The organism is Shouchella sp. JSM 1781072 (genome assembly GCF_041949915.1).
Taxonomy (GTDB): Bacteria; Bacillota; Bacilli; order Bacillales; family Bacillaceae_D; genus Shouchella.
On sequence record NZ_JBHFQE010000004.1, the window covers coordinates 96,982 to 119,762 of the forward strand.

Sequence of the window (22,781 nt, forward strand, 5' to 3'; positions counted from 1 at the left end):
GGAATCGTTCATTTTTTTCTTGAGCAATTAAATTTGGTTTTTAAAGCTTCTATGTTATAGTGCTCTACAGTGAAAACGAAAGGAAGTCATTTCTTATGAAATTAAGCATTCTTGACCAAGCGCCTATTCCTAAAGGCTCAACTTCAACAGACGCCTTACAGTTCACAAAAGATCTTGCAAAACTAGGTGATGAGCTAGGTTACCATCGTTTATGGATGGCCGAACACCATAGTGCAACATCTCTTTCCAGTTCAGCTCCTGAAGTGACAATTGCCCATCTCGCTGCGCTTACAAACCGCATTCGACTTGGCACAGGAGGAGTCATGATGATGCACTATTCCCCTTTAAAAATGGCGGAAGTTTTTAAAACGTTAAGTGCTCTTGCACCAGATCGAATTGACTTTGGCGTTGGTCGTGCACCTGGCGGCGACCATCTTTCTATACAAGCATTAGCACAAGGTCGTGCCTCTATACCAGACGATCAATATGATAAATTAGCAACAACACTTCAATTATTAAACGATCAAAAAACAAATGATCCACTATACAATCAAGTCATTGCTACACCTCATGAAGTAAAGCTACCAGAGGCTTGGTTGTTAGGTTCAAGTGGAAATAGTGCTAGGCAGGCGGGAAAACAAGGGGTTGGCTACTCATTTGCGCAGTTTTTTAATGGGGAAATGTCAAAAGAAATATTTGATACGTATCGACACTATTTTGAACCATCTTATTTTATGCCGAAGCCTGAGATCAATGTCTCATACGCTGTAACCGTTGCAGAAACAAAAGATGAAGCAGAGTATTTTGCTTTGCCCATTGACTTATCACGTTTATTTTTAATGCGTGGTCAAATGCCGCAAACATTTAGTCCCGAAGACGCTCAAGCCTATCCACTAACAGAAATGGATAAAGCGATCTTAGCAAAAAATCGCGCGCTACATCTTGTCGGTACACCAAAAGAGGTAAGTAAACAACTCCTAAAAGAAAAGGAAGAATTTGGTTTCGACGAGGTCATGGTTAATAGCAATCAGTACTCATTTGAAGCTCGTTTAAATGTGTATCGCTTACTTGCAAAAGAACTTTTATCATGACGTTTAACCAGAGATTGTTCTAGCGAACAATACTCTGGTTATTTATTTTAATCATTTCCCAAGAAATAATAGGCTGTTTAGCTTTTTTGCATAATATATGCATCGTGCCATTTTCCTTCATGCCACTCATTCTTTTCTAGTCGCTTGACGATCGTAAACCCACACTTTTTATAACAAGCAATAGCCCGCTCATTTTCAACTCGTGGATCGACAGTGACAATCGTTTTAGGATCTTCCCCTATTATATTTTCGGTCAGCATGTTGACTAGAGTAGTTCCATAACCTTTGTTCCAAAAAGACACTTCTCCGATAAATAAATCCATACCCATTGCTGTTTTAGATGGTGGATAACCGTACTTCTTCTTTTCGTTCGTTGTTAATCGATAGGATTGAAGATAGGCCATTGATGCTCCATCCACTTCCCCTATCCAGCGATCTCTTTCCTTTTCATTAAAAAACTTTTTTCGATCTTCTCCAATGTAAATGATTGATCTCTTCCTTCATAAAAAGCAAGAACATCTGCTGTCGTCAACCATTTTAACAGGAGCTGACGATCTGTAGACTGAATTGGACGGATAGTCACGCTTCCCTTCCTCATATCAACCCTCCATTTATTCATTATTCAGACATTAACTAAAGAAAAAGTACGCCGCCTTATTCGACGACGCATTTTAGTTACAGCTATGATTATAGAATGGTTTTACCGTACATATATTTTTGCAAGGCTTTTGGTACTTTAATCGATCCATCCTCTTGCTGATGGTTTTCAAGCAATGGAATAAGGATTCGAGGTGTTGCAACAGCTGTGTTATTTAATGTGTAGCAATATTGCAGCTTGCCATCTTCATCACGGTAACGGATGTTTGAACGTCTTGCTTGAAAATCCGTTACGTTTGAAGATGAATGGGTTTCGCTATAGCTTTCGCGACTTGGCATCCACGTTTCAATATCAAACTGTTTATGGTTTTTCTGCGACATATCTCCTGTACACACGGCAACAACGCGATATGGCAACTCTAATAAATTCAAAATTTCTTTGGCAATCTCCGTAATTTCCGATAACAGACGATCTGCTAATTCAGGATCATTTTTGCAAATAATGACTTGCTCTACTTTCGCAAACTGATGGACACGATACAAGCCACGAACATCTCTCCCAGCAGATCCCGCTTCACGACGGAAACAGTTTGATACTGCGCCTAACTTAATCGGTTCTTCAACATCGACAATTTCATTGCCAAAAAAACCAACGAGCGGGACTTCTGCTGTTCCGACTAAATATTTATTATCTTTTTCAAGATGATACGTTTGTTCTTTTCCATCGGGGAAGAAACCTGTACTATACAGCACTTCTTCATTAGCCATTAAAGGCACATCCATAATGGAAAAACCACGCTCGTGTAGCAAATCAACAGCTAATTGCTGAACCGCTCTATGTAAAAATAAGCCTTGATTCTTTAACACATAATTACGGGTACCAGCAATTTTCACACCGCGCTCAACATCAAACATTTCATGTGCTTGTCCGAGTTCCATGTGGTCTTTTGGTGTGAAAGAGAATTGAGGAATCTCACCAATTTTTTCTAACTCGACATTGTCTTCATCTGAGTCACCTACAGGCGTGTCGTCTGAAACAACGTTTGGTATAAGATTCATAATGTGTAAATAAGACGCTTCAACCTCTTGATATTCAGCTTCAAGATCTTTTATAGATTGGTTGAGAAGACGGACTTCTTCTTTTTTCGCATCCATTTCATCTTTCTTTTTCTCTCTTGCTAATTCACCAATCGCTTTTGTTTGTTGATTACGCTCTGTACGAAATCCTTCAATCTTTTGAATAAGCTCACGGCGCTTTTGATCAACATCAATAAGTTCATCTACTGGGACGTTTAATTTTTTTTGTTGAGCTGTTTGTTTAATTTTCTCAGCATGTTCCCTAATAAATTGAATATCTAACATGTGTAAACCTCTCTCATTCTAATTTCTCACTTCGTATACATTGTAAACGACTAGTAATCATTATGTACATTTTAGCACACCCCTATAGCTTACACACGTAAAAAAATGCTTTTTCAATACAGAAGAAGCCTTGTAGGACGATATGTTTAATTTTTTCCAAAAAGGGTATAGGGTTGTGCTTTACACTGTGTTAAGGTATCTACTAACCTAGGTATATGGATAATTCCTTGTTTTCGAAAGGATGTTATGATGGAAATTCGTTATTTAGAGGCGTTTTTAACAATTGCAGAGGAAGGCAGTATTTCAAAAGCTGCGACTCGCCTTCACCTTACCCAACCTGCCGTCAGTCGCCAATTAAAGCAAATGGAAACCTCCTTACAAGGTCGCTTATTTACTCGTTCCCATGAAGGAATGGCCCTTACTGATAAAGGGCAAAAGTTGTACGCTGACGTAAGGCCGTTATGGAGTTCTCTTCGCAGCAGGCTACTCGCTTACATGCCATCACCTGTTGTTCGACTAGGTCTTACACCTTTTTTATCACCTTTATATTTACCAGATTCGATTACATACGCTACATCAACAGTTGCTGTTGAGTGTCACCAAACCCGCTTAAACTGTCTTGAATTTATACCAATGCTTGAAAAAGGGGAAATTGACGCTGCAGTCATTGAAGACCTTCCACATCACCAAGGCTTGTACTCCACTTTAATCAAGCACGATCATTATAAAGTAGCCATGTCGGATGATCACCCCCTTGCTATTTACAATGAACTTTCGCTTGAACAATGTATCGATTACCCGCAAATTGTTCCGCCGAAAAAAAGTCGCTTTTATCAATTTTGGGTTGCATTACGTGATCAAAACAATTGGACAAAGCATGACGTATTCAGCGTTCCTTATCAATCCTTACTTTACTCTGTCAAACAAAAAAACGGCGTTGCCTTTATTCCGCAGCTAATGCTTGAACCAGTTTGGCACAGTGGGATTGTGTATAAACCGATTAAAGATCCAAATTTTGCTCGTCATTTATATCTTTACACATCAGATAAGCATTATTTAAAACCTTTACAGCAAAGCTTTGCGAACGTGATCATCCAATAATGGAACTAAAAAGAATCCTTATGAATGACTGCTTATCACTCATAAAGATTCTTTTTTCATTAGAATTATCGTTTTGAAGAAGGGAACATCCGATTAACCATGTCCATAAATTCGTCTGCAAAACCACTAACTGGTTCACCATTTTCAATTCGATCTCCATATCCGCTCATTCGCTCTACGAAATCTGGGTTAGAGGATACATGTACATTATTAAGATTATGATCGACTTCCATTGCTTTATCAGCGACTTTTTGTTTCATATCATCAGATACATCATGAGATTCATCGTCCATTGTGACCGCTACATATGCTTGACCACCCATGACAATCGCTGCAGCATGGTTTACACCATCTAATTCACGGACACTGTCTGCTACTTCGCCGGAAACAGTCATATGGTTATGGTCTCCATGTTCGTTCATACCGTAACGCTGGTTCTCAACATTTCCTTCGCCTGGTTCATTCATCTCCGTGTCATCTTCCGGTGGGTTCATATCATTATTATTATCGTTTCCACCACAGGCGACTAAAGCTGTAGCAACAAAAGTTAAGGCTAAAGAATGTAGAAGATATTTCTTCATAATTATTCAACTCCATTACGTATATTTTTGTTTCATCATTAGCTTGGTTCATTCATAAAACAATTATGTATTTCTTGGAGATTTTTCTAATTTTTTTTGATTTTATTTCTTACACTCCACATTAATGGAAAAGGAACACTTTTCTCTTCAGTCATTCATAGAATAAAGTAGACAAGTATTCTTTTAGCGATTCTTGTCAATGGGAAAGGAGGATGTTTATGAAAATCGATGCGGTTTTTGAAGGAGGGGGAATTCGCGGGGTTGCCTTTGCAGGCGCAATAACGGCGATGGAAGAACATGGTGTCGAGTGGCAAAAACTAGCTGGAACGTCTGTAGGCTCGATTCTTGCAGCCTTACTTGCTGCTGGCTATACAAGCACTGAAATTAACGATCATCTGCAAGAACTCAATTTCAAAGATTTAAGAGGGAAGAACTGGATTAACCATATTCCCTTTGCAGGAAATTTAGTTAACGTCCTTCTGTATTTAGGGATGTACAAAAATGATTACATTGAAAAATGGCTTGGAAGCTTATTACAAAAAAAGCAGATCCGAACATTCGCGGATCTACCTGACGATAAACTGAAGATTATTGCATCTGATATTAGTAGTGGGCAAATGATTATTTTTCCTGACGACCTTAATCGCTACGGGATGAAACCAAGTGATGTAACAATCGCTCAGGCTGTTCGCATGAGCACGTCTATTCCTTTTTTCTATCGCCCAGCTCGATGGAAATTAGCTAATAAAAGTAAGGCCTATATTGTTGACGGAGGCTTGCTTAGTAATTTTCCAATTTGGCTGTTTGATGTAGAAAATCCGCGACACCCAACGTTTGGCTTTCGGTTTCTAAAAGATACAATTGAAGCGGATGCTGTGATCCCAACTCCAATACACTTAGCGCAAAATATTATAAAAACGATGATGCAAGCCCACGATATGCGTCATCTTAGCGATGAGACGCGAGATCGAACGATTCAAATTTATACAGACTCCATCACAGCAACAGACTTTTTATTAACAGAAGAACAAAGCGACTTTTTATTTCAATCAGGTTATCAAGCTGCCCAACTTTTTTTATCGACATGGGACTTTGAAGCCCACAAACGACTTCGAAACCGCAAAAATATGACTAAATAAGTGGACAAGTACCCCACTTGCTTATCGACAACTTGACTCGATAAGCTTTTTTTATGTGGATTGCAATGCTTTTCCTTTTTCATAATCCGCGCTCATAATCGCATCCGGTACCATACTTCCCCCGGTTGCCCACGATAGATGAATGCCGTTTCTGTTCACTGTTTTTGCTTTTACTGGTCCAACCAAGCTTGTCACAGCTGATGGCTCTAGCGCGGTATCCTCTTTATCAATGAGTGTCGCGAGGAGTTGATACATGGTATCATCGCTTACTGTATAAATGCCGCTTAGAATTGGCTCCATCACCTTCCCTACAAATCCTGATGGGCGACCCACTGCTAAACCATCAGCAATCGTGCGGTTATCAATTCCTAGATCTTGTACATGAATCTGGTCATGTAATCTTGTCATCATCCCAATGAGCATGCATGGTGCGTGTGTTGGTTCTGCGAAATAGCAATGCACATGTGGCCCAAACACTTGATAAAGTCCGTAGGCAATGCCGCCAGGTCCACCGCCCACACCACACGGTAAATAAACAAAAAGAGGTTGGTTGGCGTTAATGCTTATTCCAGCTTGATCCAACTGTTTTTTTAACCTTAAAGCCGCTACCGCATACCCTAAAAACAATGTTTTCGATTGTTCATCGTCAATAAAAAAACTCATTTCGTCTTGTTCTGCCTGTTTACGTCCTTCTTCCACAGCAAGGCTATAGTCTTGCTGATGCTCAACAACGACCGCTCCTCTTTGTTTAAGCAACTCTTTTTTCCATGATTTTGCGTCATTTGACATATGCACAACAACATGAAACCCTAACTTTTTCGCCATAACCCCAATGCTTAATCCTAAATTACCAGTCGAACCAACGACAATGGTATATGAGGACAATAAATCGTGGATGCTCGAATCAGCAATTTTTTCATAATTCTCGTCGGTTTTAAGTACTTCATGTTTAAGTAAAATTGACTCAGCAAGGGTTAAGACTTCATAGATCCCGCCCCTTGCTTTAATGGATCCTGAAATAGGTAATACATGGTCACATTTCAAGAAAAGCTTTCCTACTATTTGTTCATTGTAGACATGTTCCAGCTCCTCTTTAAAATCATCAATCTGCTTAAGCGGTGATTCTAATAATCCATTCGTTGCTTCAGTCTCGGGAAAAACCTTTTTTAAGTAAGGCGCAAATCGTTGCAAGCGCGCTTCTGCTGCCTCAATCGCTTGCATATTGATGTCTTCATCTTTTAGTTCCGCTTGACCATTCTTTAATGGATTTTCCCAAAACGTTTCTTTTAAACTGACAACCTCATGTAACGCTGGAAACGTTTCGATTAATTCCTGCTTATTCATTAAATTACTCCTTCTGTAATGAAGACGTTAACACCTCGATCGATGCTTTGTTCGGTTTGCTTATGGATATCTCGAACTTTCATGGACAGTTTTGATGCTGGTAAAAGATCGTTGTCAATTACCACAATCGGATCGATGTAGCGATGTTTAATGGTGACATGCTTCTCGATCCATCTGTACGCTCCTTTATCAACCGAGTCATTAAAAACTGCTAGCAATGTTTTAATTGTCAGGTCTTCACTTTGCCTCAACTGCTCCATTACTTCGTGATCCGTTTTCATTAGATCTTCCAATGACAGCACATTTCGCTGTAAACCAATCGAAATAAGATGCGCTACCTGTTGATTGGCGTACACATTTGTTGGGTGATGGAAAAATTCAACCGTTTCTTTAAAAAAGAGCTGGACGAACCACTCGGCCCATTTTAATTGTGTACACACAATTTGCTGATCAACCACGATGAGTTGTTCCAAAAATGCATGCGCTTCATGTAACGGGACCTTGCCATATTCATACATATCGCGCAACGTATAATCAATTCGATCGCCACAAAGATGAGGCAACGATTTCTCTAACAAGTACCCATTCTGCTTACTTGATAAGAGTTCTTTCCACGCGTATCCTTCCTCTTCCAGTATCACTGGAATATCTGAGCATTCTATCAACGTCTCATAAATCGTTTCGTGGTAATTTTCTTCTTTGTTGTCCATTACATAATCAATGAGATGAGAAAAGGCAGTATGAGACACATCATGAAGCAATGCAACGATCTGCTCTTCAAGAGAACCGCCTAGTTTGCGAACGAAAAGCATCGTTCCGATCGAATGGTCATAACGGGTAACATTCCAACTAGGTTGAACAAGGAAGCACGCCCCTGCTTGATGCACCCCTTTTAACCGTTGTACATTGGCGCTACGCACTAACTTTTCTAGAACGGGCTCTACTCTCGCTGATCCATAAAGTACATCTTCTATTAACATGCTAGACCTCCCCTTTATCCGCTTTCTCCTTCCATTATGGCATAAAAAAAGAAAGTCCTATGACTTTCTTTTTTACAGATTACGACCGTCTGCTGAATAAAGCATCCACATAACTTGAAACGTTTAAATCGCCGTCCACCCATTTTCCGATTAAGAACCCAATCGTTACAAATATACCAATCGCAACGGTATACCAGAAACCAATGGTTAAAAAGAGAACACTAAAAATGAGAGCCGCTAGTAAGCCAATGATTCGTCCACGATACCGTTTTACTGTTTCTTGTTTCACCTTAGCACCTCCTTACACAACTCGTTGCTTCTTGCTTGCTGATGTTGTTTGTGGTCTCACAAAGACACGAACTTCTGCGACATGGACTTCTAGCCAAGATTCTAAGTCATGTTTCACAACATCTTGCAATGCGGTTGCATTTTTTTGTACAGGCTTTGTTCCAAATGGAGAGTAGGTTAAATCAACGAGCACGCTCTTGCCATCATTTTTCATGCGAGAATGGACTTCTAGAGATCGAATTCCATCGAGTTTTCGTGCACTTTTTAAAATAGTGGCTTCGATAGTCTCTTGAGAGATGGCGATCTCCCCAAGTTCAGTTGCCGATCGAAACAACCCAACATGACCTCGACTTATAACACTCGCAACGAACAAAATAAACGACAATAAGATTAAAAACGAAAAAACACCAATTAGTACCCAGAAAAAATCTTGACCTTGGGCGATTATTTCTTCAAAAACTGGATATGTGTTTGTAATTGTTAGGATTGCCCCCGTCGAAACGAGAAGAGTCACAAACGCAAAGACTCCCATAAAAAATCGTAATAAACCATTCATGTGTCATGACCCAAGAAATTGATGCTTTACGCAGGAATTCACGTGTAGCTTCAATCTTTGGAAGTCACCTCCTTATATGCTTCATCGTGTATACCTCTTTATACCCATGAAAGAGGATTTTGAAAAGCGGCGTCTTAAAAAAGATACTTAATCACAATTCTTTTCATTCCAAACCACATCTTTAAAATCAACTTGCCTTCTAATTGTTCCAGACTGTACAATGAATTCAAAATAATTTAGTCACTTTAGTTAGATTGGAGTAAGACGTATGATCATTCGTGAAATACAAAAACAAGACAACCCTGATGTAGAACAGTTAATTCGAACATGCTTAATTGAGTTTGGCGCAAATAAACCTGGAACGGCTTGGTCCGATCCGGATTTAGGCCGATTTTATGAGCTTTACCAGAAAGAACAAACAAACTACTGGGTCGCAATTGAAGACAATAAGCTTGTAGCAGGTTGCGGGATCGGTGATATACCGGGTCGTCCAGATGTGTGTGAATTGCAAAAGATGTACGCCGCTCCGTCTGCAAGAGGAAGCGGTGTTGCGGAACGCTTGCTACAAACGAGTCTTACTTTTGCAAAGCAACATTATAACGCATGTTACTTAGAGACCATCCACACCATGCATGCCGCGAACCGCTTTTATCAAAAACATGGTTTCAAAAAACTAGATGCGCCGTTACTTGAAACAGAGCATTTCTCTTGCGACGCTTGGTATATCAAAACGTTACAGGAAGAATAACGTTCCTCTTGCCCCATTGGCTTCGGGCTAACGGGGTTTTATTTTCTCCTTGTCCGCTAGAAATTTCAGTTACAAACTGTTCGTAAGGGAAGAAAGTGAGGAATAGAACTGTCATGTTAAAGATCGATCAATTACACGGTGGCTATGTGAACCAAAAAATCATTCACGACATCTCGTTTGATGTAAATCAAGGTGAAATTGTTGGACTTTTAGGTTTAAACGGTGCTGGTAAAAGTACAACACTTCAACATATTATTGGTTCTTTGAAACCAATGAATGGTATGATTACGATAAATGGGAAATCGCTGTTAACTGAACGCCATTTACTCAGTTATATTCCAGACACACCGACCCTTTATCCGCACCTTACAGTTCAAGAACACTTTTCATTTATTCGTGCTTTGTATAAAGAACAACTGTCAGACTATCAACAAGAGCTGATTACGCGCTATGAACTAACAGAGCATTTACATAAATACCCCTTTGCCCTTTCAAAGGGAAACAAACAGAAAGTATCAATCGTTAATGCTCTTCTAGCTAAGCCAAAGTATTTAATTATTGATGAGCCTTTTATGGGGCTAGATCCCATCGGTTTATCACGTTTTCTAACCGATTTAAAAAAACTGCGTGCAAATCAAACAGCGATTTTACTCTCGACGCATCTATTAACCATTGCAGAGTCCTTATGTGATCGAGTGGTCGTGATTCATAAAGGACATCAAGTAACCCCAGCAGAAGGAAAAATGGTTTCAACCGAAAAACAAGGCACATTAGAAGATTTCTTTTTTCACTTAGTTGGTGTTAACGATGAATGATTTATTCAAAACGCGCTTAAAGGCCTATCATCAATTGCGAAAAAAGCAAGTAGGAAAAGTGTTTCTAAATAGTGGAGTCCTGTTACTTGTACCACTTATCATGGTTGGGTTGTTTTTCTTGCTTCATTATTTAAACCACTTTGCTTCACCTGTTGTTCAAGCATTTTTATTAAGTCTGTTATACGTTCTTTTCGGGTTGAAATCGAGATTAACCACCTTACTAACAGAGCCTGATACACTTTATTTGTCTCCCCATAAAAAGGTTGTTCAAACTTATTTTAATCAAACATTTCGCTATAATGTTGGGGTGCAAGCGGTTCACACAAGCTTGTTTATCCTGTTTCTCTCACAAATTCAAAATCTGCCTTTATTGCAATTGTTGTATGTAGCATTGCTACTTTTTTTACTTTCCATCTTACATCTGTCTGTAATCTATTTGCTTACAACACTGAGATCCCTGAATCGCGTACGGGTCTTAGCAAGGTTATGGATGCTCGTCATGATTTTCTTTTTATTTATGGAGTCAATGATCTTTGTCTTAATGATGATAGCAACTGTGGCTGCCTACGCTTTATTTATCTATACGTTCAAACGATTCGAGGTACATACATGGGTTGCTTTTATTAAAATGGATACGGTTTCTGAACGCTACTGGCAACTATTCTTAAGCCAATTTATCCAAGTCCCTACTAATGATAGGTTTGTTCAAAATCGATTCTCGATTCTAACGATCTTAAAAAGGCGCTCAGACTCTTTTCAAGTAGACTTTCTCTTAAAAAGAGCACATCGAACCCAAGAACAAGCAAATCTGTTCCAGAGAGTTGTGATTCTCACTATTGGATTGATTCTTTTCTCTCCATCGATCGTTTTTTCAATTTTTGTTGCGCTACTGTCGATAGGAATCAATACAAAACAGCTCAAATCAGCAGTTCATTTACCAAAAAAATATTTCTCAGCACATTACCCGATTGACCAGACCCAACTTCAGTTTGCCTATCAATCGATCACTAGAAGAGCAATGATGCTTCAAGCTAGCACGTATGGCTTCATTCTTTTATTCTCTAGGTTTTAAGATCATGAAAACAGCATGCTGCGGCATGCTGTTATAAAAAGATCCATATGAATACTGGTATTAAAAATGAAGCCACAATCGCACTTAATGTCATCGCAATCGAGCTCATTGATAACGGAACATTACCATATTCAGCGGCTTTTGAAATGCCTAAAGCATGTGAGGCTCCACCCAAAGCAATGCTTTTTCCATGAAGACTCTTAATCCCTACTTTCTTCATAAGAAAAGGACCGAACAAAATACCGCTAAAGCCAGCTACAAGAACAAATGCCGCAGTTAATGTTGGTAATCCGTGTAGAGCGGCCGAGATTTCAACAGCAACCGGTGCTGTTATAGATTTCGGTAATAAAGAAGCCGTAAGAATGTCATCAAATCCAAATAAAACTGCAAAACCATAAACCGTACTAAATCCTAAAAACACACCAATCAATACAGCTCCTCCAATCATGACACTAAAGCGGAGAACGAGTACACGCTGTTTATATAAAGGAAAAGCTAATGCGACAATCGCTGGACCCATTAAGCGACTCAACCATTCTCCGCCAATTAAATAGTCTTCATATGAAACATTAAACAACAGCAAGAGGATTAAAATGAATGCGGTTGTTGTCACAACTGGCAAAAGAAATGGATAAGGATACTTTAAGTAAAGCAGTCGAAAAAGAAAATAGAAGGTTACGGTTCCAGCGACAATGCCTATGGCTAGTAATGCATGAATCATTGTTCGAAGTCACCTCGCTTTCGCTCATACCATTGGCAGAAGTGCCCAATGCCGACCATTGATAAAAGCGTACTGACTGAAACGGAAAGCAGTAACAGCACTCCTGTAGTTGATAAAAGTTCTGGGTATTGCATGACCCCTAAATTAAAAGGAATGAATAATAGTGGGAGCACAAATAATAGTGCGGTCGCTCCCTTTTCTACCCAGTTTTCTGGGATCATTTTTGTACTTAGCAGTAAGAGTAACAATAGAAATCCAATAATCGATCCTGGGATCGGCAAGTGTAACCAAACCGATAAAAAATCTCCAAAAACGGAAAGGCCATATAAAAATAGAACCTGCAGTAGTAGTTGTATTACATTCATAACGCCCTGTTCGTTTGACAGGTTCCCTCCTTAAATTAGCAAAAACAATATGGTAAGCTTTATTATAATCAATCTATTCATGACATTGGTGGTTTTTAAAGAAAAAGGAGCTTATTATCATGGTTAACGTTTTACTTATTGCGGCAATTATTTGTATTGGCGGCCTCATTGTAACAATCATCGCAATGAGTGGCTCCGATACAAAATACAGTAGTGATCGTAGCATAAAAACATTTTCTTGGCTTTATTTTTTACTCGTGCCAATTGCTTTAGCTTTTGTTGTCATCATCGCTTTTCTTTTGTAAGCTGCTATTGTTTTCGCGTCACCATACCTAAAGATAAAATGTGAAAGCGAGAATGTCGTTGTTGACATTCCCGCTCTTTTTTAATGGTTAGACGCTTTTGGTAGTTGGCTTACTGACTCAAGTAGCTGACTACTTTCTTTGTTTATCCCTATTATTTGAACATCTACTTTATTCGTGACGAACTTTGCTTCGACCCTGTCTAATGCCCCAACAGCAGAATCGTCCCAAACATGCGAGTGTGATAAATCAAATACAACGTAGTCCAGCTTTTCCTCTGTATCAATTTTTGCTAAAAAGTCTGTTACTGATGCAAAAAATAGCGGTCCAACAACTGTATATGTCCGTTTATTTTCTGCCTTATCGAAGTGCGAATCAACACGAACCTGCGACAGTTTTGCCGCAAAGAACACCATACTTAGCAATACACCTGCAAGGACACCATAAGCCAGATTATGTGTCAGTAAAACGATTGCCACCGTCACAACTAACACAATGGCGTCCGTACGTGGTAAACGGTGCAACGTTCGTACCGATTGCCAATCAAACGTACTAATCGACACCATAATCATGACACCAGCTAAAGCGGCCATTGGAATTTGGACAACAACATTTCCGAGTACTAAAATGAGGAACATTAAGAATAGACCCGCAACGAGCGTTGATAGTCGACCTCTTCCTCCTGATTTTACATTAATTACAGATTGCCCGATCATTGCACATCCTGCCATTCCGCCAAAAAAACCAGTAACAATATTGGCAATTCCTTGGCCACGACTCTCTCGATCCTTATTACTCTTCGTATCCGTCATATCATCCACAATATTCGCTGTCAAAAGGGATTCTAGTAATCCGACAATCGCAAGTGCCAATGCATAAGGCAAGATTATCCATAACGTTTCAAGATTAAACGGAATGTTTGGCAGCGCAAATACTGGTAACGTCTGACTTAATTCACCCATATCCCCTACGTTCCTTACACCAATATTCATTGTCAATACAATCACCGTCACAACAATAATTGCGACTAATGTCGAAGGAATCGCTTTTGTCACATAGGGAAAAAGATAAATGATAGCCAGTGTTAACGCAACTAGTGCGTACATGATCCACGTTTCTCCAACAAAATGATCAATTTGTGCAAGAAAAATTAAAATGGCTAATGAATTAACAAATCCTGTCATTACCGTTCGTGGTACAAACTTCATGTAACGCGCAAGTTTAAAAACCCCAAAAATTATTTGAATGATTCCCGTCAAAATCGTTGCCGCAAGCAAATATTGTAATCCATGATTTGCCACAAGCGTCACCATAACCAATGCCATTGCTCCAGTTGCTGCGGAAATCATTCCGGGACGTCCACCAACAAAAGCAATCACAATCGCTATACAAAATGAAGCATACAAACCAACCATTGGGTCTACACCAGCAATAATTGAAAACGCAATTGCTTCTGGAATTAAAGCAAGTGCAACAACAATTCCCGCGAGAACATCTCCTCGAATATTTCCAAACCACTGTTCTTTTACTGTTTCCATTCTTTACCCTCTCTCTTTTAATCAAAAGTGATGACCCCCGAGTCTCACGAAAGTCACTCTTTTATCAAAGGAGAGTTCGCTCAATAAAATCCTCTACTAGGTTAAAGGAATTTCCTTATGATTACAACAAGTATTTTTCGCCTTCAAACGACTTACACAAAAAAGACAGAAGGTTAACAACCCTTCCGTCTTACATATTTTGATTAGCCTTGGGGCGGACGATACCAGCGATTTAGCTGATCTTGCATTCTCTTCATCTCACTATGAACACGATTGAGCTCTCCTTGCATTTGCCTCATTTGTGTGTACAAATACATAGAGTATTCCTCTTGATTGTCAACTGGACCTCGCACGCCGCCTGTTTCAGTTACTTCTGCTGAAAAAAATGTTGCAGCCGTTTCTGCCTCAGCCTCCACATCATTTGATGCCTCTCGTTGTCGCGAAATATCACGTGCGATCGTTACGCCGATAAAACCAAGCGCAGATGAAATGGTGCTTAAAATTGTACCAACGTAAATCATATCTTCAGAGAATTCTAGTAGATCTTCTAAATATTGTTGATGGGGATCTTGGTGTTTGTTTTTACCTGTCCCCTTATTTTTCGCCATGACACACCCCTCCCATTAAGAGTGTTGTATCACTATCCTATGTATCAATTTGAAAAAAATTGCTTAGGATGTCTAGTTATTCTGTTCCTTTTAACGATACACACCGACTCTGCCATCGATAAAATCTTGAAGACAGTCTTGGTGCTGTTGATTAAACAGACTAGGGACTTCATTTGGGTGCATGTACTTGAGTGCTAATGTTTCTTCTCCATCTACATCCAACTCTCCACCAATAGGATGTCCTTTAAAAAAGTGTAAAACCGTTTGTGCTTGATCACCATTTGGGTAGACATCAAAATACTTGGAATACACACCAACAAGGTGGTCAATTGACACTTCTATTCCTGTTTCTTCAAACACTTCTCTTTTCGCACATGCTTCGACCGATTCCCCTAGCTCTAGTGCTCCTCCCGGAAACCCCCATTGGTTGCGATCTCCTCTTTTTTGTAACAAGATACGCCCTTTCGAATTTACAACACATACCCCCGCAAAGTTTAGAATGATTTGTTCCTTTCCTACTTTTCTTCGCATAGTCTGAATGTAGTCCAAGCTAGCCTCTCCTTTCAACTCGCCCTTCTTCCGCAGGCGTTACCGCCGTTTTAAACTGTTCATCTAATTTCTTTCATTAATACTTCAGCTTTAACAACATGTCTCTTACTTCATCATCGTTCATGATTAAATCATGGTGACGCTGCGTGATTTTTGTTAAGACCACATCATGATAGAAGAACTCTGTAAAAAAAGTAACAAGAGGTTTCGAATGTGTCCGAATGGCTTGCCATCCATGCTCCTCAATGCCAGCAAAGATCATTTCTTTTTCATCAATAATTAAAATTCGACTTCGTTCCAACGTATCATGACCTTGAGTTGGAATAAGAACGGACGTTTCAGGAATGTTCGTCTTAATTTCACCAATCGCGTGGATGTGTATGTCCTTGCCATTTTGATGCATCTCTTCAAGCAAAGGTAGAAATTGATTCATTTCATCAGCCCAAAGTGACAGATGCACGGATTTTTTTGCTCCAGCTATTAACTCTTTCATAATCGATTGGATCGATTGATCGTCACGCAATGTCCATACGCGGTCGTCAACTTCCATTTCTTCAACTTCAATTTTTTTTAACTCTTCAATGTTTGCTTCAAAGTTTGATGTTAGTTTTTCAACTAACGCCTCCATCGGTAGTGCTGTATACTGACGTTTTTTTTCTATAAACGATTCCAGCACAATTCCTTTTTCAATTAATTTCGTAATCACTTCATATACTTTTGAACGAGGTACACCAGAACGTTTAACAATCGCCGTCGCGTCTAAAGGCTGATTAATCGTGATTAGCGATGTATAGACCTGGCTTTCGTATTGGGTAAATCCAAATTGTTGTAGCACATGAACCACCTTTCTCCCATTATCCTTCCTTTAGGATAGACCAACTCCCGTAAAAATTTCCACTTGTAGCATGAATTTATTTTATGTTACTCTTCTAGTGGTAACAAAATAAACAGAGGTGTTTTATGGATAAACGAGTTTACTTATTAACCATCGTCTCTTTTGTCGTTGGTCTTGTAGAATTAATCTTAGGTGGTATTTTACATTTAGTCGCATCCGATTTAAACGTGACATTAGGACAAGTTGGCATGTTAATCTCAATTTTTTCTTTTGTATTTGCATTGTCTGGTCCAATTCTATTGTCCGCTACCGCAAAAGTCGAACGTAAGAAGCTAACGTTAATAACCTTGGTTGTTTTCTTCTTCGCGAATGTTCTTGCGGTCTTCAGCCCTGGCTATGCAGTTTTATTAATCGCTCGTATCATTTCTGCAATGAGTGCTGCACTATTAATTTCACTCTGTGTGACAATCGCCTCAAATATTGTGAGTGCACCTTATCGTGCTCGGGCGATTGGGATTGTCTTTATGGGTGTAAGTGCTTCGCTTGTTCTTGGTGTGCCTGTTGGCTTAATGCTCGGTAATGCCTTTGGTTGGCGTGCACCATTTGTCCTTATTGTTCTATTAACGGGATTGTCTATCTTATTTGTTTCTATCTTTATGGAAAAAATCGCACCAAAACCGGGAATATCGTTACTCCAGCAATTAAAGTCATTAAAGAGTATTAAGATTGTCTTAATTCAAATGACTTCGTTCTTATTCCTTGCTGGACACTTAACGTTATATGCATATTTAACACCTTTTCTCCAATCGACGATGGGCATCGAAGGAAATTGGATTAGCATCATGTATTTAATTTTCGGGATAGCCGCGATTATTGGTGGGGGTGTTGGTGGTCTGCTTTCCGATCGCTTCGGTCCGCAAAAAACGATTATTGGCGTGATCTCTGTATTTGCGGTATCCATCTTTGCCATACCGTTTACAACGACATTTATGCCGCTTTTTATTGTCGTGATGATGATTTGGAGCTTGTTAAGCTGGGCCATTACACCAGCCATGCAAAGCTATTTAATTGCGTCAGCTCCTGAGACATCCGATATTCAACAGAGCCTCAATAACTCTGCTTTACACTTCGGTATTGCATTTGGCTCCATGATTGGCGGCGTTGTGATTGAGCGAAGTACGGTAGAAATGAACGCGCTCGTCGGCAGTGTATTGGCGGTACTCGCTTTAATTGTCGTAGCTCTGTCAATGAAAAAATCTCTGCAACCAAAAGAAGAAAATTCGTCATTAAAAAAAGCCAATTGATGATCAATTGGCTTTTTTGCTATCATTTTTCACGCTGGTTTCTCTATCATATCTGCTTTCTTCAGACTTAATTCAGGATGAGCCGTCACCATCACTTTTTTCCGCAGTAAGTATAGGGAAGTAGATAATAACAGGATACTGGATGGCAAAAGTGTTCCAATTGGTCCGATGAACTCATAAACAAATCCGTAGATTATAAGGCTTAGCGGCATGAGAGCGGAAGCACCGGTTTCTAAAATGCCGAACACTCTGCCTTTATATTGATCGCTCACTCGCTTCTGTAGCAGAACGCCAATTGGTGTATTCACATAAGTAAGAGAAAATCCAATAAGCATCATTACAGTTCCGTAAAAACCGACGATCGCATTATAAGGAAAAACAACCAATACAGGTATTGTGAAAAGTGTCATTAAAACCGATATCCCGAGCAAACCATGCTTCACATTCATTAATGGAAACACTACATCTTTTTTAAGTGAAAAATACAAACCGCCAAGCAGTGCTCCTCCAGCAAAGATGCCCTCGATTATACCAAAATGCTGCGCCTCTACTTGCAAAATTTCAACAATGATAAATGGCATGCCCACGATAAGCGCTCCCATAAACACATTCACAACTAAAGCCATTCCTATAATGGTACGGATCACAGGCTGCTGCTGGATAAATGAAAAACCCGCCTTCATCCCTTGCCACATTGTTTCTTCTTTCTCTTCTTCTGTTCGTTCAACCCCATACAATTTAAAATTCATTGTTGCTTCCACACAAACCGCAATACTAAACGCAGTGATGAAAATGATTAAAAACGTTTCGATTGGCGCAAATGCGAATAACATCCCGCCAATGATTGGGCCACCAATTGTTGAAAACGATACAACCATTTGGTTGATCGCTGTTGCCTTTTGGATGCGCGTTGCGTCAACTAGGCGTGTAATAGAAGAAGTAAACGCGACGCCTGTAACCATTTGTGAGATCGTCAGCAATGTTGTTGTCACATAAATAGCGAGAACCGATAAGCCGTTATTTGCAGTATAGACTAGTAAACCAGAAACAATGAAAAGAGAAATAATCTGCGACGACAGCACGACCACTTTTTTTGGAAATCGATCGGCTACATAGCCAGCAAGAGGAGCTAGAAGCGTTCTCGGTAAAATGTTGCAGATCATATTAATTGCAAAATTCATCGCAGACCCGGTCACCGTTAAGATAAACAAACTCATAGCAAACGCATAAATACTATTACCAAAAGATGAAATAAATTTACTTACAGCAAAAGTCCATAAATGATACGTTGCTCGCTTTACTCTTCCATCCATTTCAAACACCTCAACATTTGTTTAATTTAATTAAACTTATTATAGACAGAGTTATCGGACAATGGCAACCCTAAAGTTTAATTTTATTAAACTTTTATTTTTTCGTACATTCTCTTATAATAAACATAAGACGTAAACAGAAAGGCGAGACGGTATGAGCACACTAGGAGAACGAATTCGTCAATTGCGCAAACAACGCGGAAAAACCCTCGCTGAAGTAGCTGAAGGCCGTTTAACAAAAGGCATGTTAAGTTTAATTGAAAATAATAAGGCTCAACCTTCTGTGGAGAGCCTCACCCATATTGCCGAATCACTCGGTACAGACATGCACTCCCTATTAGCGGATGTGAACATGATTACGCAAGAGGAGCTTAGACAATTAGCCGACCAATTAAAAGCATTATTAAAAGAATATCGATATGAAGATCTTTCACCTTTACTTACGCCGTTTGCGGGTATGACCTTACCGAAAACTTATGAGGCAGCCCGCTTCGTGCGGGATTTAGCAGAAGCGTATTATTTTCATAGTCAATCATTGCAACGTACGGAAACATCCATATTACTAAGTAAAAAAGAGATTAATACGGATGTAGATCATGAAAACTGGCGCAGTTATTTTGAAAATGCTGAAGAGAGATTTACGCAACTATCCTTTTTTGACGAAGCTGCCAATACAGCCCTTGAATATATCCAATATCTGACGTATGAGCTAGAGTACGAAGAGGCACTCGCTTTATTTAATGAAAAACAAGCGACTTACTCAGAACAACTAAAAGACCTTGATCCCTTTACCTTAGCAAAATGGAATTTTCAAGAAGTGGCATTGCTTATGATAACGGGCCAAAAACAAATCGGGTCCGCTCGTTTAAAAGAAGCACTTTCCTTTGCTATTGAAAAACGACAATTTTACAAAGTGGATGAATATTACCGCTTTGCCATACATTTTGCGATGATCGATAAGAATGAACAAGACGTGGCGCACTATTTACACAAACATCAGCTTCTAAGCGAGTTGCTAGAAGATGATTACTTAAAAAGTGTTCATGCTATTAATAAAGCAGAAGTAGCCATTTGGTTTGAACATGACCCTGCTAAAGCAATTGACGTCATTAATGAAAGCGAAACGTATGTGTCGAAAGATAGTCCTTTAAAGATTTTATTTCACTATATTCGAGGACAAGCTTTATATGAGTTAAATCGTTTTAAAGAAGCACTTACATATTTGCCCTCTATGGAAGATATCTCTTTTCGCGTTCATGCACCAGATTTGTCAATGATCACAACAACAAACGCGTATAAAGCTCTATGCTATAAACACTTAGGTGATGAGAAGAAAGCGAAATTGTACGTGCAAACAGCGAAGGAAAGCATTTTGTCACAACCTTATGCGATTGACTACCACAAAACCTTTATTTTGCAGGCTTATGCAGACATTTTCGAGGAAACGTAAACTGAGAACATCTAACTTGTGAACGACTAGTTGCTTTTTGTAACCAGTCGTTTCTTTCTTCTTAGATTCAACAAGATTATCCTTAGAGAGAGGTGACCGATATGACAACACTTGGTGAAAAAATGAAACAACTGCGGCAACAGCAGCAACTGTCGCAAGAGGAATTAGCGCAACAGCTACATGTCACAAGACAGGCTGTTTGGAAATGGGAACACAATCAATCAATGCCAGACCTTGATAATCTTGTCCGGCTGAGCGAACTTTTTGATGTGACAACAGATTATTTGTTAAAAGATAAGCCGATACATGCTGTCGTAGAACCAATTGATTACGTGAGTCAAACAAACAATGAAAGAAGCAAATTGTTTGATCCTGGTTTCTATATTGGATTATTGTTCATCCTCATTGGCATCTTCTTTTTTGATGGCAGTGCCTCCGCTGGTTTCATTATGATTGGGCTCGTTCTTATGTTCTTTATTGATGAAGGGCTGCAATTCGTTCGCTCCACCGTCTCTTCCAAAAGTAAGCAATAAAAAAGAAGCCTAGCTTGATACAACTAGGCTTCCAACTCGGCATATTCTTCTACCATTTGGATAAACAACTGATGCATGCTTGGGTCGTCTGTCAGTTCAGGGTGAAACGAGCAAGCAAGGAACGGTCCTTGCCGTACTGCCACGATTTCATCATCGTACACACTAACAACGTCAACCTCTTCTCCCACTTCCTGCACAAGTGGTGCTCGAATAAACACGGCTTCCACATATTCTGGAATACCCATCACAGACAAATGCGCTTCAAAACTTTCTCTTTGTCTGCCGAATGCATTTCGTTCCACGACCACATTCATAAACCCAAGGTTTCCTTCTCGTTTGTCCGTCAAAGCGCCTGCCATAAGAATCATCCCTGCACACGTTCCAAAAACAGGTTTTCCTGCTTGACCAAATGCTTTTAACGGTTCAAAAAAATGGTATTTATCAATGAGGCGGCGCATCGTCGTTGACTCACCACCTGGGATAATCAGGCCATCAATGGCGTCTAACTGATTAATTTTCTTCACCGTAACCCCTTTTGCGCCATTGTCTTGAATCATCTTAATATGCTCACTCACTGCTCCTTGAAGAGCGAGTACACCGATGGTTACCATGTTACCAGCCACGGTCCTGCATACGCTCTCCAGGCGCGATCGTTGAAATGTCTAGTCCTTTCATTGCTGTACCTAAGTTCTTCGAAAGCTTGGCGATTAGCTCATAGTCTTTGTAATGCGTGGTTGCTTCCACGATTGCCCGGGCAAATTTTTCTGGTGACTCGGATTTAAAAATGCCTGATCCAACAAACACACCATCTGCACCAAGCTCCATCATTAATGCTGCATCAGCAGGTGTTGCTACGCCACCAGCGGCAAAGTTAACGACCGGAAACTTCCCTGCTTCTTTAATTTGCAATAAGATTTCGTAAGGAGCACCAATGTTTTTCGCTTCTGTCATGAGCTCGTCCGTTGACATATGCATCACTTGTTTTACTTGTGCCTGCATTTTTCGCATATGGCGAACGGCTTCAACAATGTTCCCTGTACCTGGCTCACCTTTTGTACGAATCATGGATGCTCCTTCACCAATTCGGCGCGCCGCTTCGCCTAAGTCACGAGCTCCACATACAAACGGAACCGTAAAATCGCGCTTGTTTAAGTGATACACTTCATCTGCGGGTGTTAAAACTTCACTCTCATCAATATAATCCACACCCATTGCTTCAAGAACACGAGCTTCCACAATATGGCCAATTCTTGCTTTTGCCATAACAGGAATGGAGACAGCTTTCAAAACATCCTCTGTAATCGTTGGGTCTGCCATACGTGCTACGCCACCGGCCGCACGAATATCTGAAGGCACACGCTCAAGCGCCATAACAGCTACTGCTCCTGCTTCTTCTGCAATTTTAGCTTGCTCCGCATTCACAACGTCCATAATGACGCCACCTTTTTGCATTTGCGCCATTCCTTGCTTCACTCGGTCCGTTCCTAACATACGTTCCATCTTCGCCACTCCTTTTTGATTGCATTTTTCAGATTTATTTCATAGTATAAAAAGAAACTGACTGTATTGTAAGTGTCAGTTTTCATAAA

General features: G+C 39.8%; 27 protein-coding genes. 10 read left to right on the top strand and 17 right to left on the bottom strand.

The window, feature by feature from the left end; translation table 11 throughout:
* The first annotated feature begins 95 nt into the window (after window positions 1-95).
* Window positions 96-1,091, top strand: coding sequence for an LLM class flavin-dependent oxidoreductase (locus ACE1TH_RS18535; RefSeq protein WP_375079707.1), 996 nt, complete (start codon window positions 96-98; stop codon window positions 1,089-1,091).
* Between the two features lie 77 nt (window positions 1,092-1,168).
* Here ACE1TH_RS18535 and ACE1TH_RS18540 read toward each other — a convergent pair whose 3' ends face one another.
* From ACE1TH_RS18540 to serS, 3 genes are all read right to left on the bottom strand, one after another.
* Entirely contained in the window at window positions 1,169-1,510 is a 342-nt protein-coding gene (locus tag ACE1TH_RS18540; protein ID WP_375079708.1) for a GNAT family N-acetyltransferase, read from the bottom strand.
* 5 nt (window positions 1,511-1,515) lie between these two features.
* Window positions 1,516-1,689, bottom strand: coding sequence for a hypothetical protein (locus tag ACE1TH_RS18545; protein WP_255224922.1), 174 nt, complete (start codon window positions 1,687-1,689; stop codon window positions 1,516-1,518).
* Window positions 1,690-1,778: 89 nt separating this feature from the next.
* Window positions 1,779-3,050: a serine--tRNA ligase gene (gene serS, locus ACE1TH_RS18550; protein ID WP_375079709.1), complete on the bottom strand. Its 1,272-nt coding sequence runs from the start codon at window positions 3,048-3,050 to the stop codon at window positions 1,779-1,781.
* Between the two features lie 246 nt (window positions 3,051-3,296).
* On the opposite strand from serS, the gene ACE1TH_RS18555 reads away from it, so the two are divergent.
* A complete protein-coding gene (locus ACE1TH_RS18555) occupies window positions 3,297-4,151 on the top strand; it encodes a LysR family transcriptional regulator (protein ID WP_255224921.1) in 855 nt (284 codons plus the stop codon).
* 65 nt (window positions 4,152-4,216) lie between these two features.
* Here ACE1TH_RS18555 and ACE1TH_RS18560 read toward each other — a convergent pair whose 3' ends face one another.
* Entirely contained in the window at window positions 4,217-4,732 is a 516-nt protein-coding gene (locus ACE1TH_RS18560) for a YhcN/YlaJ family sporulation lipoprotein (RefSeq protein ID WP_255224920.1), read from the bottom strand.
* 218 nt (window positions 4,733-4,950) lie between these two features.
* On the opposite strand from ACE1TH_RS18560, the gene ACE1TH_RS18565 reads away from it, so the two are divergent.
* The gene (locus tag ACE1TH_RS18565; protein ID WP_099305110.1) at window positions 4,951-5,871 is read left to right on the top strand and encodes a patatin-like phospholipase family protein; all 921 of its coding nucleotides are present in this window, start codon (window positions 4,951-4,953) and stop codon (window positions 5,869-5,871) included.
* A gap of 51 nt (window positions 5,872-5,922) precedes the next feature.
* On the opposite strand, the gene ACE1TH_RS18570 is transcribed toward ACE1TH_RS18565, so the two are convergent.
* The 4 genes from ACE1TH_RS18570 to amaP form a co-directional block, all read right to left on the bottom strand.
* The gene (locus tag ACE1TH_RS18570; RefSeq protein ID WP_099305111.1) at window positions 5,923-7,215 is read right to left on the bottom strand and encodes a D-serine ammonia-lyase; all 1,293 of its coding nucleotides are present in this window, start codon (window positions 7,213-7,215) and stop codon (window positions 5,923-5,925) included.
* Window positions 7,215-8,195 carry an HD domain-containing protein gene (locus tag ACE1TH_RS18575; protein ID WP_255224919.1) on the bottom strand — a complete coding sequence of 327 codons (981 nt, stop codon included), beginning with the start codon at window positions 8,193-8,195 and terminating at the stop codon, window positions 7,215-7,217. The genes ACE1TH_RS18570 and ACE1TH_RS18575 overlap by 1 nt, the downstream gene beginning before the upstream one ends.
* A gap of 79 nt (window positions 8,196-8,274) precedes the next feature.
* A complete protein-coding gene (locus ACE1TH_RS18580; RefSeq protein ID WP_099305115.1) occupies window positions 8,275-8,484 on the bottom strand; it encodes a DUF2273 domain-containing protein in 210 nt (69 codons plus the stop codon).
* 12 nt (window positions 8,485-8,496) lie between these two features.
* Complete coding sequence (amaP, locus tag ACE1TH_RS18585) at window positions 8,497-9,039, bottom strand: alkaline shock response membrane anchor protein AmaP (protein WP_375079710.1); 543 nt, start codon at window positions 9,037-9,039, stop codon at window positions 8,497-8,499.
* 268 nt (window positions 9,040-9,307) lie between these two features.
* Here amaP and ACE1TH_RS18590 point away from each other — a divergent pair, with 268 nt between their 5' ends.
* The 3 genes from ACE1TH_RS18590 to ACE1TH_RS18600 all read left to right on the top strand — a co-directional run bounded on the left by ACE1TH_RS18590 (window position 9,308) and on the right by ACE1TH_RS18600 (window position 11,674).
* Window positions 9,308-9,787, top strand: a complete 480-nt coding sequence (locus ACE1TH_RS18590; RefSeq protein WP_375079711.1) for a GNAT family N-acetyltransferase — start codon at window positions 9,308-9,310, stop codon at window positions 9,785-9,787.
* Between the two features lie 113 nt (window positions 9,788-9,900).
* Window positions 9,901-10,602, top strand: a complete 702-nt coding sequence (locus ACE1TH_RS18595) for an ABC transporter ATP-binding protein (RefSeq protein ID WP_375079712.1) — start codon at window positions 9,901-9,903, stop codon at window positions 10,600-10,602.
* A complete protein-coding gene (locus ACE1TH_RS18600; protein ID WP_375079713.1) occupies window positions 10,595-11,674 on the top strand; it encodes an ABC transporter permease in 1,080 nt (359 codons plus the stop codon). The genes ACE1TH_RS18595 and ACE1TH_RS18600 overlap by 8 nt, the downstream gene beginning before the upstream one ends.
* Window positions 11,675-11,705: 31 nt before the next feature.
* Here the strand turns inward: ACE1TH_RS18600 and ACE1TH_RS18605 are convergent, their stop codons facing one another.
* Together ACE1TH_RS18605 and ACE1TH_RS18610 are read right to left on the bottom strand one after the other, a co-directional pair.
* A complete protein-coding gene (locus tag ACE1TH_RS18605) occupies window positions 11,706-12,395 on the bottom strand; it encodes an LrgB family protein (RefSeq protein ID WP_375079714.1) in 690 nt (229 codons plus the stop codon).
* Entirely contained in the window at window positions 12,392-12,760 is a 369-nt protein-coding gene (locus ACE1TH_RS18610; RefSeq protein ID WP_099305127.1) for a CidA/LrgA family protein, read from the bottom strand. Before ACE1TH_RS18610 ends, ACE1TH_RS18605 begins: the two co-directional genes overlap by 4 nt.
* A 119-nt stretch (window positions 12,761-12,879) precedes the next feature.
* Between ACE1TH_RS18610 and ACE1TH_RS18615 the strand changes: the two genes are divergently transcribed.
* Window positions 12,880-13,065, top strand: a complete 186-nt coding sequence (locus ACE1TH_RS18615) for a hypothetical protein (protein WP_099305129.1) — start codon at window positions 12,880-12,882, stop codon at window positions 13,063-13,065.
* An 80-nt stretch (window positions 13,066-13,145) separates the two neighbouring features.
* Here ACE1TH_RS18615 and ACE1TH_RS18620 read toward each other — a convergent pair whose 3' ends face one another.
* The 4 genes from ACE1TH_RS18620 to ACE1TH_RS18635 all read right to left on the bottom strand — a co-directional run bounded on the left by ACE1TH_RS18620 (window position 13,146) and on the right by ACE1TH_RS18635 (window position 16,592).
* A complete protein-coding gene (locus tag ACE1TH_RS18620) occupies window positions 13,146-14,600 on the bottom strand; it encodes a SulP family inorganic anion transporter (RefSeq protein ID WP_255224918.1) in 1,455 nt (484 codons plus the stop codon).
* 203 nt (window positions 14,601-14,803) lie between these two features.
* Window positions 14,804-15,208 carry a hypothetical protein gene (locus ACE1TH_RS18625; RefSeq protein ID WP_099305133.1) on the bottom strand — a complete coding sequence of 135 codons (405 nt, stop codon included), beginning with the start codon at window positions 15,206-15,208 and terminating at the stop codon, window positions 14,804-14,806.
* Between the two features lie 90 nt (window positions 15,209-15,298).
* A complete protein-coding gene (locus tag ACE1TH_RS18630) occupies window positions 15,299-15,739 on the bottom strand; it encodes an NUDIX hydrolase (RefSeq protein WP_375079796.1) in 441 nt (146 codons plus the stop codon).
* 94 nt (window positions 15,740-15,833) lie between these two features.
* Window positions 15,834-16,592 (bottom strand): TrmB family transcriptional regulator, encoded by a 759-nt coding sequence (locus ACE1TH_RS18635; RefSeq protein WP_255224915.1) that lies wholly within the window; start codon window positions 16,590-16,592, stop codon window positions 15,834-15,836.
* A 125-nt stretch (window positions 16,593-16,717) separates the two neighbouring features.
* Here ACE1TH_RS18635 and ACE1TH_RS18640 point away from each other — a divergent pair, with 125 nt between their 5' ends.
* Window positions 16,718-17,896: an MFS transporter gene (locus ACE1TH_RS18640; RefSeq protein ID WP_099305139.1), complete on the top strand. Its 1,179-nt coding sequence runs from the start codon at window positions 16,718-16,720 to the stop codon at window positions 17,894-17,896.
* 29 nt (window positions 17,897-17,925) lie between these two features.
* On the opposite strand, the gene ACE1TH_RS18645 is transcribed toward ACE1TH_RS18640, so the two are convergent.
* Window positions 17,926-19,209, bottom strand: a complete 1,284-nt coding sequence (locus tag ACE1TH_RS18645) for an MFS transporter (RefSeq protein ID WP_375079715.1) — start codon at window positions 19,207-19,209, stop codon at window positions 17,926-17,928.
* Window positions 19,210-19,363: 154 nt separating this feature from the next.
* Here ACE1TH_RS18645 and ACE1TH_RS18650 point away from each other — a divergent pair, with 154 nt between their 5' ends.
* Both ACE1TH_RS18650 and ACE1TH_RS18655 read left to right on the top strand, forming a co-directional pair.
* Window positions 19,364-20,659, top strand: a complete 1,296-nt coding sequence (locus ACE1TH_RS18650) for a helix-turn-helix domain-containing protein (RefSeq protein WP_375079716.1) — start codon at window positions 19,364-19,366, stop codon at window positions 20,657-20,659.
* Window positions 20,660-20,760: 101 nt separating this feature from the next.
* A complete protein-coding gene (locus ACE1TH_RS18655) occupies window positions 20,761-21,192 on the top strand; it encodes a helix-turn-helix domain-containing protein (protein ID WP_375079717.1) in 432 nt (143 codons plus the stop codon).
* A 23-nt stretch (window positions 21,193-21,215) separates the two neighbouring features.
* Here ACE1TH_RS18655 and pdxT read toward each other — a convergent pair whose 3' ends face one another.
* Window positions 21,216-21,803, bottom strand: a complete 588-nt coding sequence (gene pdxT, locus ACE1TH_RS18660; protein WP_375079797.1) for a pyridoxal 5'-phosphate synthase glutaminase subunit PdxT — start codon at window positions 21,801-21,803, stop codon at window positions 21,216-21,218.
* A gap of 1 nt (window position 21,804) precedes the next feature.
* A complete protein-coding gene (gene pdxS / locus ACE1TH_RS18665) occupies window positions 21,805-22,692 on the bottom strand; it encodes a pyridoxal 5'-phosphate synthase lyase subunit PdxS (RefSeq protein ID WP_099305149.1) in 888 nt (295 codons plus the stop codon).
* Between the last annotated feature and the right edge of the window lie 89 nt (window positions 22,693-22,781).